Raw genomic sequence first — 13,818 nt, 5'->3', positions numbered from 1 at the left:
ATGGCGCGTATTGATAAACAACAAATGTCCAAATTATTGCAAGTATATTTTATTATGGGAAGTAATAACTGCCAAAAGGACCCATTACAAGTAATGAAAGAAGCACTAGATGGCGGAGTGACACTTTTTCAATTTCGTGAAAAGGGAGAAGGAGCTTTAACTGGAGAGAACAGGTTGCATTTTGCTAAGCAGCTACAAGCGCTTTGTAAAGAATATAATGTTCCATTTATCGTAAATGATGATGTGGAATTAGCAATTGAATTAGATGCAGATGGTGTTCATGTCGGGCAAGATGACGAAGGAATTACATCAGTTCGTGAAAAAATGGGAGATAAAATTGTCGGAGTATCTGCTCATACGGTAGAGGAAGCACATTTTGCAATTGCAAATGGGGCGGATTATCTAGGAGTAGGACCTATCTTTCCAACGAGCACGAAAAAGGATACAAAAGCAGTACAAGGAACGAAAGGTCTGCGTCATTTTAGAAAGGCGGGGATTACAGTCCCGATTGTTGGAATTGGAGGAATTACAGTTGAAAATGCTGCTTCTGTTATAGGAGCGGGGGCAGATGGAGTTTCCATTATTTCAGCGATAAGTTTAGCAGATTCACCTTATGAAAGTACAAAAAAACTTATAGAACAAGTAAATAAATAAAAAAGGGGAGGCAGCTTAAATAGAAATAAGCCGCCTCCCCTTTTTTATTTAGTAATAGTTTGTATTTCAATGACGAGTTTTAATGGGTATGGAAAGGTAAAAATAGGGATTTGAGTTTTTTTTGTAGGAAAAGGATGATTGGTGATAGATACTACTCTTAAAATGGGATTGGAAAATCCATACGCTCAATTTTGGAAAAAGAGTGATCTCGTTATTTGGGGACAGCAAAAAGTATGATTGATGAGGGGCAATAATCAATGGAGGGTGAAGAAATTCCCAGGGATAAAAGTTATACTTTTCAGCATAAAAACATTGGTGCGGCTCAAACTAACATGTATGAATATATCCGTTTCGGAGGCGACAACATGATTTCTTTACAAGATATTATAGCTGCTCATGAGAAAATGAAAGGCATTGTACATATGACACCGCTGGATTATTCAAGTACATTCAGTGAGTTATCGCATAATGAAGTGTATTTAAAACTTGAAAATTTACAAAAGACGGGTTCTTTTAAAGTGCGAGGCTCTTATAATAAGATGGTTTCTCTTGATAAAGGTGAATTAGAAAATGGAGTTATTGCAGCATCTGCTGGAAATCACGCACAAGGAGTCGCTTATTCTAGTAATATGCTCGATATTCCCTGTACGATTGTGATGCCCAAAGGTGCACCGCTCAGTAAAGTGCTTGCGACTAAGCGATATGGTGCACATGTGGAATTGCAAGGTGATGTATTTGACGATGCTTTAGCTTATGCACTTGATTTAAAAGAACAAACGGGTGCGAAGTTTGTTCACCCATTTGATGATGATGCTGTAATTTCTGGTCAAGGGACGGTAGGTTTAGAAATATTGCAGCAGCTTGATGACGTCGAAGTTGTTATTTGTCCAGTTGGTGGCGGCGGCTTAATTGCAGGTGTTGCGCTGGCGATTAAAGAACAAAAACCGTCGGTGAAAATATATGGTGTACAAGCGCTTGCTTGTCCGGGGATGAAGCAATCATTGCAAGAAAAGAAAGTGATAACAGTAGATGGGGCCCCAACTATGGCAGATGGTATCGCTGTAAAAAGGCCAGGTGATTTAACATTTCAGCTTGTAGAGCGATATGTAGATGATATTTTTTGTGTGGATGAAATGGAAATTGCGAGAACGATGTTAATGCTACTTGAAAGAAATAAATTATTAGTAGAAGGCTCAGGTGCTAGTTCATTAGCTGCTTTACTCTATCAAAAAATTCCTGTGAAAGAGAAAAAAGTTGTGTCGATTTTAAGTGGTGGAAATGTTGATGTTAACTTCATTACTCGTATTATTGAACATGGGATGGTTGAAGCTGGCCGATTTGTTCATATCGCAACAATGATTAAAGATAAACCAGGACATTTGCAACACTTACTCGAAATTGTAACAAGTTTTGAGGCGAACGTATTACATATTCATTTAGAGAGAATTGGAACAAAAGTGTTTCCAGGGTATGCACAGCTCCATTTATCATTAGAAACAAAAGATAAAAATCATATTGAAGAAGTATTAAGTGGGATAGAAAAGAAAGGGTATAACGTAGAAATTGTTGAATGAATAATTTAAACAAACGTTTGATTAAATGAAAAAGCACAAACTTTATTCAGAAAAAGTTTGTGCTTTTGTATGTTAAAACATAATTGAAATGAGTAGCATCCCAATTCCAATGGAAGCGAATGTTGCGACTAGACCAGGAATCATAAAGCTATGATTTAATACATATTTACCAATACGTGTTGTTCCTGTACGGTCAAAGTTGATCGCAGCAACAATTGTTCCGTAGTTTGGAATGAAGAAATAACCGTTTACTGCCGGGAACATTGCAATAAGTAGTGCAGGTGAAATGCCGAGTGACAATCCAAGTGGCATTAACGCACGTACTGTTGCTGCTTGACTATAAAGTAAGATTGATAAGATAAATAGTGCAATTGCGAATAACCAAGGTGCACTTGTTACTAAGTGTTGAATGGATCCTTGAATCATATTTAAGTTTCCATTGAAGAATGTGTCTCCCATCCAAGCGATACCGAAGATTGCAACAACGGCTGTAGCACCTGCTTTAAAGACATTGCCAGATACAATGCTCTCTACATTTGGTTTACAGAAGATAATAATAAGAGCAGCAATTGTTAGCATAATCATTTCAATTGTGTAAGGCATCGATAGACGAACCAACTTTCCATCTACCATCCATCCTGGACGAAGGGCTTCAAATGAGCCAAGAAGAACAACAAAAATTGTTGCGAATAAGAAAAGAAGAACAGATAGTTTCGCGCCTTTTGTTCCGGTGAACTTTTCCTTTTCTTCGAGTTTAGGAATCATGCCTTCTTTTAAACGCTTTAAGTATTCAGGATCTTCGTTTAATTCTTTACCCAGTTTGCTTGCAACGAAAGCTGCTAACATACAAGCAATGAAAGTAGAAGGAATACTTACTTTTAAAATATCTAGCAGTGTGATTTTATAATCAGCTAGCATTGCTAGAAGTGCAACAGTTGCAGCTGAAATTGGACTTGCTGTAATTGCTTGTTGTGAAGCGATTACGGCAATGGACATCGGACGTTCTGGTCTGATTCCTGATTCACGTGATACTTCTGCGATAACAGGGAGTACTGAATAGGCAACGTGACCAGTCCCTGCGCAAAATGTAAATAAATACGTAACAATTGGTGCGAAGAATGTAATACGCTTCGGATTTTTACGAAGTGCTTTTTCAGCGAGATGGACAAGATAATCCATTCCGCCTGCGGCTTGCAGTGCGCCAGCAGCTGTAATTACTGCTAGAATCATCAACATAACGTCAATAGGTGGAGCGGTAGGTTGTAAGTGGAAGACGAATACGAGTATTGCCATACCAACTCCGCCCATTACTCCTAGTCCAACTCCGCCAAGGCGTGCACCGATAAAAATGCAGAGTAATAAGGTAATAAATTGTAGCCAAAACATAATAAAATACCTCCAACATTCATATGGTAAGATATTTTTGAATAATTTAATTTGAATGATAATTATTAAATTAAACAAATAAAAACCTTTTTTATTATATAACACATAAAAAGTAACATTCACTATAATTGGTAAAATTATTTTACAAAAATAATCGTAAAAATGTAATTTTTTAATATAGTGTTTTATGATTGAAGCAGTTATGTAATCTGCTTATCATGGAAGATAAATTTGCGAAAAATAAGAAAATCGAATAATGGGAGTTAAAAGGAGGGAAGAATTTCAACTAGTATTACTGCCCGTAAAAGCCCGATTCGTGAGGGTTAATAATCAGTGGGGAATGAAGAAAAAACCTGATTAAAGTTTTGCTTTATGTGTAAATAATCCCCACTCTATTGTTGATATATAAGTTAGAATGGGGATTAAGAAAAATATGAGTTAGAAAAAACATAGAACTATTTTGTTATGAGAGAGTTTTACAGACCAATGTTTTTTCTTTTTTATAGTGTTTAAAGATTATTTATTAAAGATTTTTGCTTCTAATTTACGACCAGTTGGAGTTGCAGCTAAACCTCCCTCTGCTGTTTCACGTAAAGCTGAGGGCATCATACGGCCGATGCTATACATTGCATTAATTACTTCGTCACAAGGGATAGCAGATATAATACCAGCTAATGCCATATCAGCTGCAATTAATGCGTTCGATGCACCACCAGCATTTCGTTTTACGCAAGGTACTTCTACAAGGCCTGCGACAGGATCGCATACAAGGCCTAATAAATTTTTTAATGCAATACTAAACGCCGTTGCACATTGTTTTGGTGTACCTCCTGCCATAGCAACTGCACCAGCTGCCGCCATTCCGCTAGCCGTACCGACTTCAGCTTGACAACCACCAGCAGCTCCAGAGATGGAAGCGTTGTTGGCAGTGACAATTCCAAATGCAGCAGCTGTAAATAAAAATTCTAGCATTTGTTCTTCTGTTGCTTGTAATTTTTCTTTTACTGCAAATAATACACCAGGAACTGTACCAGCTGATCCTGCGGTTGGGTTTGCACAAATAATGCCCATTGCTGCATTTACTTCATTTGTTGCAACAGCTTTTGCAACTGCATTGAGGATGATATCTCCCGAGAGTCCTTTTTTACTTTCAATATACTGTCCCCAGTTAAACCAGTGATGGATTTAACCCCTGCTAGTCCTTGAGAAATAGCATTTTCCATAATCGTAAGCTTTTTTTCATACGGTCGATTACTTCTTCGCGAGAAGATTCTGTAGCTAAAATTTCTTGACGAACCATGATTTCAGCTATAGACACGTTTTCTCGTTTTGTTAATTCTAGAAGATCTGCGACTGTTTTGAACATCATAATTATCAATCCTTTACTGGAAGTTTTGTATGTAGGAGATATTGCTAATGAATACTAACTTACACGTTTACCGTCAATCTCTGTAATTTCCATCATACCGCCACCGATTGAAATACCGACTAATTCCATCTTTCGCGAGCCTTTTATTAACTTAAGACGAGCTGTGTTTGGATGTTCACTTTCTTCTTCACATTCATGAAAATTAACATTCATCCCGATTGCTTTTGCTAGTTTTAATGCTTTTGGAATACGCGAGTCATCTGTTGGAAATCCCATTAATCCCCCGACAATCGCTACATCTGTTCCATGGCCTTTATATGTTTTTGCAAATGAACCATAAAATGAAATATTTACTTCTTCTGGTTGTTCACCAAATAGTGTTCTAGCTTCAACACCTATCCGAGCAGCACCAGCAGTGTGGGAACTAGAAGGACCTACCATAATTGGACCAATAATATCGAACATTGATTTGTATTTCATGTTTTATTCCTCCAAGCTTAGTTTTTTTATAGATTAAGCAGCGATTTCTTGTGAAACTTCTCTAATTTCGTCACTTCTACGAATTTTAAAGTTTTTAAAGATTAATGAGCCGATAAAACCGGATAATAAGCCAGTGGCCATAATGGTTGCTGCGCACATTAGTACTTTTACTGGATCATTGAATCCAAACATTACCATTAATCCAGCAATTGGAGTTGCTGTGCCCACAGCATTATTGATCAGTCCAAACGATGCAATAATTACGCCGGCAATCATGCCACCCATTGCGTTTGTTAAATAGATAGGAATTGGATTTGCAGCGATAATATCGATTTGTGTTAATGGTTCAATTGCAACTGCAGTTGTAGTAGATTTGTTACCAAACTTCATACGCTTGAATAGCATATAGTTAACAAAAGAAGAGCTTGTTACTGATAAAGCACCGATTGCCATTGGCATACCAGTTAAGCCAATTAAACTTGTTAAGGCCATGGAACTTAATGGGCTCATGCCAACGATTGGAATAATTCCGCCTAGAACAATTCCTAATAAAATTGGACTTCCAGTACCCGCAGATACTAAAACGTCACCGATATTTTGTAAAATTCCGACTACTATAGGTGCAATTGCTTTTGCTAATAAACGCGCTACAACTGGAGCAACTAATACAGCGACAATTAAATCGATACCTTCTGGAACACGTTTTTCAATTTGTTTAATAAGGAAAGAGACTAAGTAACCAGCTATAAATGCAGGTAATAATTTAAAATCAGCTAAAGCTACACCAACCATCATTGAATAGACCGGATTTACCCCCATTTTTAAACAAACAAGTGTACCGGCAGCGATCCCGCCAAGGCCACCTGCCATTTGACCGAGCTCTTTTAAAAATGGAATTCCGATTAAATCACCTGTTACATAACTATGAAAGGCTTCTACTAAGAACGTCGCACAAGCAGCGCCAGATAGACCACCCATAGCTTTCATTCCATTAGGAGCTTTAAAGCAAAATAATGACATACACGAAAGTACAGCGAGTAACAGTAAAGTACCTTTTAACATTTCCATACTAATTCAGTTCCCTTCATTCATTTACTTTTTAAATATAATTATCGGGAGATTGTAAACGTTTTCTCTGGAGGCGATAAAACATAATTATTTGATCGATTATCTCTCGACGCCATCATTATAACCTGTATATTTATGAGATTAATATTTTTGTGTTTTCAGAAAAGACATATAAACAGAACTTTGAATGACTAATAAATCGAATTGGTTAAAAGGAAAATGTGTCCATTATTTGAAGGTGTATCAATAGTTAATGGGGAAAATATACTACAGATTTCTTTTGATTAACAAGTTGGCTATATTGAAAAATTGTTAGTAGGTACATATTTTTTTAGTAGTTTTTGTTTATTATTCTATAAAGAAAAACTGTTATAGTAGTAAAAAAATTGGATGCAAATAGATAATCGGAGAAAATGTAAGATTAATAATGAATTAAAATCACAACAAATGAATATATATTCATTTGTTAGAAAAAAGAACTTTTTCTGTGTGTTTCTTCACAATAAATTTTATTAAAAAAACGATTTAGTTATCTTGCTTCATTTATGTTCTAATAAAGTTATTTTGAAATGTAATCTAATAGAACAGAAGCAATGTCTTCTGTGTTATAAGTTTGTTTGAAAAAATAAATCATGCTACAATGAAAACGAATTAAGGACCGGGGAGCCAATTGGCTGAGAGGATGTAAAAAGCATCGACCCTCAACCTGATCTGGATAATGCCAGCGTAGGGAGTTACTTAAAGTGATGTAGCATATGTTATTCTATAATAACTTGCATACAAGGCTTTCCTACGTGATGGTAGGAAAGCCTTTTCTTTTTACAAACATATTTTGCAAGGGGGATTTTAATATGTCACAACAAGTTACAATTTCATTTTCAGTAGTACCGCAAGCAAAAACGAATGATGTATATGCTGTTGTTGATAAAGCAATTGAAGTCGTACAACAATCGGGTGTTCGCTATGAAGTAGGTGCGATGGAAACAACGCTAGAAGGAGAATTAGACGTGCTTCTTGATGTCATTAAGCGTGCACAACAAGCTTGTGTCGATGCTGGAGCAGAAGAGGTTATTACTTCTATTAAAATCCATTATCGTCCAAGTACTGGTGTAACGATTGATGAGAAAGTTTGGAAGTACCGTGATGAATATGAAAAACCAGAAACGATCTAACATAACAATTACAACGATTTGGCTAATCCTTCTCATTGCTATATGGGAAGGAGTGGTTACATTATTTCAAATTGAGTCGTGGATTTTACCAAAGCCTTCTGCGATTGTCCAAGAGCTAGTTGGAATGAAAGATTTATTGTTACCAAATACAATGCAAACACTGCAAGAAGTTGTAATTGGTTTGTTTTTTGCGATTTTACTTGGAACAAGTATTGCAATTATTATGGATGTTATTCCGCTATTTCGCATTTTAATTAATCCGTTACTCGTTATTTCGCAAACAATTCCGATTGTGGTGCTAGCACCTCTATTTATTATTTGGTTTGGATATGGAATGTTGCCAAAGGTAATGGTCGTTATTCTTGTCTGCTTCTTTCCAATTGCTCTTAGTATTTTAGAAGGTTTTCAAACCGTAGATAAAAACATGCTCAAGTTATTAAAAACAATGCGTGCGACAAAATGGCAAACCTATCAAAAGGTGAAATTTCCAGCTGTACTTCCATACTTTTTCTCAGGGTTAAAAATTGCCGTTACATATAGCGTGATGGGAGCGATTATTGGGGAATGGCTTGGTGCGAGTGAAGGATTAGGTGTCATGCTTACGCGCGCAACAAAATCCTTTTTAACAGCTCGTGTATTTGGTATCGCAGCAATTATCGTAATGGTGACATTGCTCTTGTATTTTATCGTAGAATTTATGGCAAGACTAACAGCACCATGGATATACAGAAAGGACGATAAAAAATGAAAAAGGGACTAAAAGTGATGCTAGCGGCTTTACTCGCAGCCAGTGTTGTTGGTTGTAATGCAGCAAAGAAAGAGGAGAGTACAGATACAGGAAAGAAAGTAAAAATTGTTTTGGACTGGTTCCCAAATACAAATCATACTGGTTTATATGTAGCGAAGACGAAAGATTACTATAAAAAACAAGGTTTAGATGTAGAAATTATTCAGCCAGGTGATAACGTATCGGCAGAGCAAATGATTGCTTCAGGAAAAGCTGATTTCGGTGTGAGTTATCAAGAAAATGTAACATCGGCTCGTGTTGAAGGAATACCGGTTGTTTCGATTGGAGCAATTATTCAGCATAACACGTCAGCGTTTGCATCACTGAAAAAAGATAATATTACTTCCCCGAAAGATTTTGAAGGAAAGCGTTATGGGGGCTGGGGGGCACCAGCAGAAGAAGCGACGTTAAAAACAATTATGGATAAACATCAAGCTGATTTTAGTAAAGTAGAAAAGATTGTTCTTGGACAAACAGATTTTCTTAAATCGATTGGTCGCGATGCGGATTTTGAATGGATTTATTATGGTTGGGATGGCATTGAAGCGAAACGACAAGGAAAAGAATTAAATACAATTATGGTAAAAGATTTAGATCCAGCGTTAGATTTCTATAGTCCAGTCATTATTACAAGTGAAAAGCATACAAAGCAAGATAAAGATTTTGTGAAAAAGTTTATGAGTGCAACAGCAGAAGGATATAATTTTGCAATTAAAGAGCCAAAAGAAGCTGCTGATATTTTAATTAAAAATGTACCGGACATTAATAAAGAGTTAGTACAAGAGAGCCAAAAATGGTTAAGTACGAAGTATCAAGATGATGCGAAAGCGTGGGGAGTACAGAAGGAAGAAGTTTGGACGAATTACATGAATTTCTTACATGATAACAAAGTTATTAAAAAGAAAATTGAAGTAAAAGATGCCTTTACAAACGAATTCCTTCCGAGTGAAAAATGACCGGATTACAAATAAAAGATGTTGTGAAAGCATTTGATGGGAAAAATGTACTAGAAAAAATTAGTGCTTCTATACAAGAAGGTGAGTTTGTCTCGTTCGTAGGCCCAAGTGGTTGCGGAAAAAGTACGTTATTAAATTTGATTGCGAGTGTTGAAGAGGCGACTAGTGGTGAGGTGGCCTATAATGATACCCTTGTTCAAAAACAAGATATTGTAAGTTATATGCCACAGCAAGATTTGTTACTTCCATGGCGCTCAGCACTGCAAAATATTGTTCTTCCACTAGAAATTGAAGGGAAGCCAAAGAAAGAGCGACTTACAGAAGGAATGGAAGCCTTAGAGCAGTTTGGTCTAGCTGAATATGCAAATCATTATCCAGATGCATTATCTGGTGGTATGCGTCAGCGTATTAGTTTTCTTCGTACCTATTTATGTGAAAAGCCGATTATGCTACTTGATGAACCGTTCGGTAAGTTAGATGCATTTACAAAAATGGAAGTACATCGTTGGCTTTTAAATTCGTGGCATCAAGAGAAGCAAACAATTGTGATGGTAACGCATGATCTAGACGAAGCAATATTATTGTCTGATCGTGTGTTTATCATGTCTCAAAGACCAGCAACAATTGTAGGTGAGGTGAATGTTAACTTACCCCGTCCTCGAACGATGGAAATGTTAACATCTCTTGAGCTGAAAGAAGATAAAGCGGAGATTTTAGGAATATTGGCTCCTTATATGCAGAAGTAATAAAAGTCTCTTAACAATTTTTGATATAATAATTGTTAAGAGGCTTTTTGTTTGAAAAAATTTTTTAATGAAAAAGAGGAACAAAAAGATTCATAACGAATAAAATATAAGAGCATGGTACATGCTTATTATAAGACAATAATGATTCATAAAGGAGTGAAAGGATAAGATGACTTTATCGACTGTTCTTCAAATGGTTTTAGCTTGATATGGGAGAAGTCTGCCCATTTTTAAAGTTTAAGCCAAATTGAAGACAGCAGGTAAAGAGCCTTAATCCTTTTTTACGATAATAAATTGTAATGGGTAAGGTGTGTTCACCTTACTCATTTTTCATGTATACACAATTCAATAAGATCTTTATTTTGCTGTTCTCTCTATTTGGCTTGTTAGTTATAAAGAAAAGGAGAGAACAAAAATGAGTGTATTAACAGTAGAAAATCTTACGCATACGTATGGAGATAAAACCATTTTATATAATGCTTGTTTTCGATTATTACAAGGTGAGCACGCCGGGCTTGTTGGGAGTAATGGTGCAGGGAAATCAACGTTACTTCGTCTTTTAACTGGAGAAGTTTTGCCTGATGGAGGGAAGATTGAATGGTTTCCACATGCGAAGGTGGGATTTTTAGAGCAGCATATTGATTTACAAGAAGGGACAACGATTGAAGAATATTTACAAAGTGCATTTTCTCATCTGTATACGATTGAACGTGAAATGATACTCATTGCTGAAAAGATGGCAAAGGAAGCAGAGTTAGAGAAGCTATTAGTACAATATGGAGAATTACAAAATATACTAGAGGGCTCAAATTTTTATCAAGTTCATACAAAAATAGAAGAAGTAGCAGCAGGGTTAGGTTTGGCAGACTTAGGTATGAAAAAAGATATTTCAAAATTAAGTGGTGGCCAGCGTACAAAGTTATTACTTGGAAAGCTTCTTTTAGAGAAGCCACATGTCTTATTGCTGGATGAGCCGACAAACTATTTAGACACAGTTCATATAGATTGGCTAAGAGCATATTTACAAGTGTATGAGCATGCTTATATTGTCGTTTCTCATGATGAATCGTTTTTAAACAATATTACGAATGTTATTTATCATTTAGAGGGACAGACGATTAAGCGCTATACGGGGAATTATAAAAGATTTTTAGAAAGTTACCAACTTCAGAAGCAACAATTACAAGCAGCTTATGCAAGACAGCAAAAGGAAATTGCAAATTTAGAGAGTTTTATTCAAAAAAATAAAATCCGAAAAGCGAAGCAGGCGAAAAGCCGTGAAAAGGTATTAGAGAAAATGAAACGAGTTGGAGAGCCTAACGATGCACCAAGGCCACGTTTTCATTTTCAAGTTTACACTGAACCTGTGAGTCGTATATTACAAGCGGAAAAAATACAATTTGGTTATACAGAAGCATTATTTCCATCATTTGATTTACAAGTAAAAAGGGGCGAAAAAATTGCGATTGTTGGTCATAATGGAATAGGAAAAACAACGATGTTAAAAACGTTACTAGGACAACTAGAACCATTAAGTGGGGCAGTTCGTATTGGAGAGAAAGTAAAGCCCGCATATTTTGCACAAGAAGAATTTGCTACAGAAATTACACCACTTGAGCAAGTATGGTCAAGACGTCCAGATATGACACAAAAAGAAATTCGTCAATCTTTAGCAAGATGTGGCTTAAAGGAAGAGCATATTCGACAGCCTCTTTGTTTTTTAAGTGGTGGAGAGCAAACGAAGGTACGTTTATGTGAACTTATGTTAATGCAGAGTAATGTCTTAATTTTAGATGAGCCAACGAATCACTTAGATGTGTATGCGAAAGAAGCATTAAAAGAAACACTAGCACAATATAAAGGAACCATTTTACTCGTTTCTCATGAGCCTTCTTTTTACGATTCTTGGGTGACTCGAGTTTGGAATCTAGAGGAAATGGATGTTACTAAAAAATAAGAGAGCTATTTATTTAGGAGCATCATGGGAAAGGCATAAAATATTTTAGTGAGAAAATTGTGAAAGCAGCTACATGTTAAGTAGCTGCTTTCAGATTATTTACTGGTTTACTTGTAATCGTTCTTGAATGAATAATAGTAATTTAACAATGCTGTCTTCCGTATAAATATCAAATTTTTGGCGATGAAATTCACCATGTTCATGATAAAAAATAAGTTCGCCTTTCCCAGCAACTTCATTTATCAGCATATGAAAACTAAGTGGTGTTGCTACGATAGAACCGTTATCATCTCGTAAAAGGATTTGGCATAGTGTTCCTTGTTGTCCCTCTTCATATAAAAAGTCGTAATGAAAGGATTGGGATAGTTTTTCTATCTGAGATAATAGTAGGGTTTGTATAGCGTTTTTTTCGTGCATACAATATAGCCTCTTTTCGTATATAAGTATAAAGTATTTACTTTTATTTAGTATATTCATTATGAGGATAACTTGTATATGGTTATCAATCAGAAACTTTGATAGTATCTCTAGAAATGGTTACTAGCTGAATTGATTTGTTATGTGTAAAAAGTTTATATTCAGAAAAATATGATTGACAAAATTTTTTGTAAGATTTACTATTAGTACCATAACTTTTGGAAAATTTAATACAGATACTCTTATCCAGAGTGGCGGAGGGACTGGCCCTATGATGCCCGGCAACCGAGCTTATGAATAATAAGCTAAGGTGCTAATTCCTGCAAAACGATTTTCGTTTTGGAAGATAAGAGAGGAGCTTATTTTGTCTATTCGACACCTCTCTTATTTGAGAGGTGTTTTTTGTTTAAGAACAGATATATTGAGGGGGAATTTTATATGAAGAAGTTGGTGCTAAGTATTGTAAGTGGAGCGGTATTATTATTAGGCGCATGTAGTGCGGATTCGAATAAGGAAGCAAAAGCGCTAGATGAGAAAAAGGTTACAGTTGGTGTAACGGGGGGACCACATGAACAAATTTTTGAAAAAGTAAAAGAAGTAGCGGCAAAAGATGGCTTACAAGTTGATTTACAGATATTTAATGATTATGTAGCGCCCAATGTATCGTTAGACGAAAAAGATATTGATGTGAATAGCTATCAAACGAAGTCCTACTTAGATGTATTTAAAGCAGAGCGTGATATGAAATTGACAGAAGTGTTTTCAACGGTAACATTCCCGATGGGAGTATATTCTAAACACTTAAAAGATGTAAAAGAGTTAAAAGATGGAGATGCAATTGCTGTACCAAATGATCCAACGAATGAACTTCGGGCATTAAAATTATTTGAAAAAGCAGGTGTTTTAAAGGTTGATCCAAAAGCAACAGAGAAGGCAACTGCAAAAGATGTGATTGAGAATCCGAAGAATTTGAAAATTGTTGAGTTAGAGGCGTCACAATTACCAACGCAGCTAGATGAAGTGAAAGCAGCAGCAATTAATACGAATTTTGCATTAGGTGCGAAACTAAGTCCAGCTAAAGATTCTATTTTCCGTGAAGGAAAAGATTCACCATATGTAAACTGGGTGGTTGTTCGTACAGAGAATAAGGATGATGCAGCTGTAAAAAAATTAAAGAAAGCTTATCAGTCTAAAGAAGTAAAAGAGTTTATTGAGAAAAAATTCGATGGTTCTGTTTTGCCGTCTTGGTAGG

At 36.0% G+C, this 13,818-nt stretch carries 11 protein-coding genes, 2 pseudogenes and 2 riboswitches; of the genes and pseudogenes, 8 read left to right on the top strand and 5 right to left on the bottom strand.

Annotation, left to right across the window (positions count from 1 at the left end; all coding sequences use genetic code 11):
• Positions 1-654: a thiamine phosphate synthase gene (thiE, locus tag Y7E_RS0125665; RefSeq protein ID WP_017154069.1), complete on the top strand. Its 654-nt coding sequence runs from the start codon at positions 1-3 to the stop codon at positions 652-654.
• A gap of 365 nt (positions 655-1,019) precedes the next feature.
• The gene (ilvA, locus tag Y7E_RS0125655; protein ID WP_026049352.1) at positions 1,020-2,228 is read left to right on the top strand and encodes a threonine ammonia-lyase; all 1,209 of its coding nucleotides are present in this window, start codon (positions 1,020-1,022) and stop codon (positions 2,226-2,228) included.
• 72 nt (positions 2,229-2,300) lie between these two features.
• Here ilvA and Y7E_RS0125650 read toward each other — a convergent pair whose 3' ends face one another.
• The 4 genes and pseudogenes from Y7E_RS0125650 to Y7E_RS0125635 form a co-directional block, all read right to left on the bottom strand.
• Entirely contained in the window at positions 2,301-3,614 is a 1,314-nt protein-coding gene (locus tag Y7E_RS0125650; protein WP_017154066.1) for an anaerobic C4-dicarboxylate transporter family protein, read from the bottom strand.
• 516 nt (positions 3,615-4,130) lie between these two features.
• Positions 4,131-4,980 (bottom strand): annotated as a pseudogene (sdaAA, locus tag Y7E_RS30385) (L-serine ammonia-lyase, iron-sulfur-dependent, subunit alpha).
• A gap of 72 nt (positions 4,981-5,052) precedes the next feature.
• Positions 5,053-5,463 (bottom strand): annotated as a pseudogene (gene sdaAB / locus Y7E_RS0125640) (L-serine ammonia-lyase, iron-sulfur-dependent subunit beta); the annotation flags it as partial.
• A gap of 33 nt (positions 5,464-5,496) precedes the next feature.
• The gene (locus Y7E_RS0125635; RefSeq protein WP_017154063.1) at positions 5,497-6,531 is read right to left on the bottom strand and encodes a PTS sugar transporter subunit IIC; all 1,035 of its coding nucleotides are present in this window, start codon (positions 6,529-6,531) and stop codon (positions 5,497-5,499) included.
• Positions 6,532-7,180: 649 nt separating this feature from the next.
• A riboswitch (TPP riboswitch) is annotated at positions 7,181-7,281 on the top strand.
• A gap of 101 nt (positions 7,282-7,382) precedes the next feature.
• Here Y7E_RS0125635 and Y7E_RS0125630 point away from each other — a divergent pair.
• From Y7E_RS0125630 to Y7E_RS0125610, 5 genes are all read left to right on the top strand, one after another.
• Positions 7,383-7,703, top strand: coding sequence for an MTH1187 family thiamine-binding protein (locus Y7E_RS0125630; RefSeq protein WP_017154062.1), 321 nt, complete (start codon positions 7,383-7,385; stop codon positions 7,701-7,703).
• The gene (locus Y7E_RS0125625) at positions 7,675-8,451 is read left to right on the top strand and encodes an ABC transporter permease (protein WP_017154061.1); all 777 of its coding nucleotides are present in this window, start codon (positions 7,675-7,677) and stop codon (positions 8,449-8,451) included. The genes Y7E_RS0125630 and Y7E_RS0125625 overlap by 29 nt, the downstream gene beginning before the upstream one ends.
• The gene (locus Y7E_RS0125620) at positions 8,448-9,446 is read left to right on the top strand and encodes an ABC transporter substrate-binding protein (protein WP_017154060.1); all 999 of its coding nucleotides are present in this window, start codon (positions 8,448-8,450) and stop codon (positions 9,444-9,446) included. Before Y7E_RS0125625 ends, Y7E_RS0125620 begins: the two co-directional genes overlap by 4 nt.
• Positions 9,443-10,192, top strand: coding sequence for an ABC transporter ATP-binding protein (locus tag Y7E_RS0125615; RefSeq protein ID WP_017154059.1), 750 nt, complete (start codon positions 9,443-9,445; stop codon positions 10,190-10,192). Before Y7E_RS0125620 ends, Y7E_RS0125615 begins: the two co-directional genes overlap by 4 nt.
• Positions 10,193-10,607: 415 nt before the next feature.
• Entirely contained in the window at positions 10,608-12,149 is a 1,542-nt protein-coding gene (locus Y7E_RS0125610) for an ABC-F family ATP-binding cassette domain-containing protein (protein WP_017154058.1), read from the top strand.
• Between the two features lie 99 nt (positions 12,150-12,248).
• On the opposite strand, the gene Y7E_RS0125605 is transcribed toward Y7E_RS0125610, so the two are convergent.
• Positions 12,249-12,566, bottom strand: coding sequence for a hypothetical protein (locus tag Y7E_RS0125605; RefSeq protein ID WP_017154057.1), 318 nt, complete (start codon positions 12,564-12,566; stop codon positions 12,249-12,251).
• A 239-nt stretch (positions 12,567-12,805) separates the two neighbouring features.
• A riboswitch (SAM riboswitch) is annotated at positions 12,806-12,919 on the top strand.
• A gap of 85 nt (positions 12,920-13,004) precedes the next feature.
• On the opposite strand from Y7E_RS0125605, the gene Y7E_RS0125600 reads away from it, so the two are divergent.
• Positions 13,005-13,817 (top strand): MetQ/NlpA family ABC transporter substrate-binding protein, encoded by an 813-nt coding sequence (locus Y7E_RS0125600; protein WP_017154056.1) that lies wholly within the window; start codon positions 13,005-13,007, stop codon positions 13,815-13,817.
• Position 13,818 lies beyond the last annotated feature (1 nt).

Origin of the sequence: Bacillus bingmayongensis (assembly GCF_000299035.1) — a bacterium.
GTDB classification, from domain to species: Bacteria; Bacillota; Bacilli; order Bacillales; family Bacillaceae_G; genus Bacillus_A; species Bacillus_A bingmayongensis.
The sequence above is the reverse complement of the archived record's forward strand: the minus strand, read 5'-3'. Positions and strand labels throughout refer to the sequence as shown.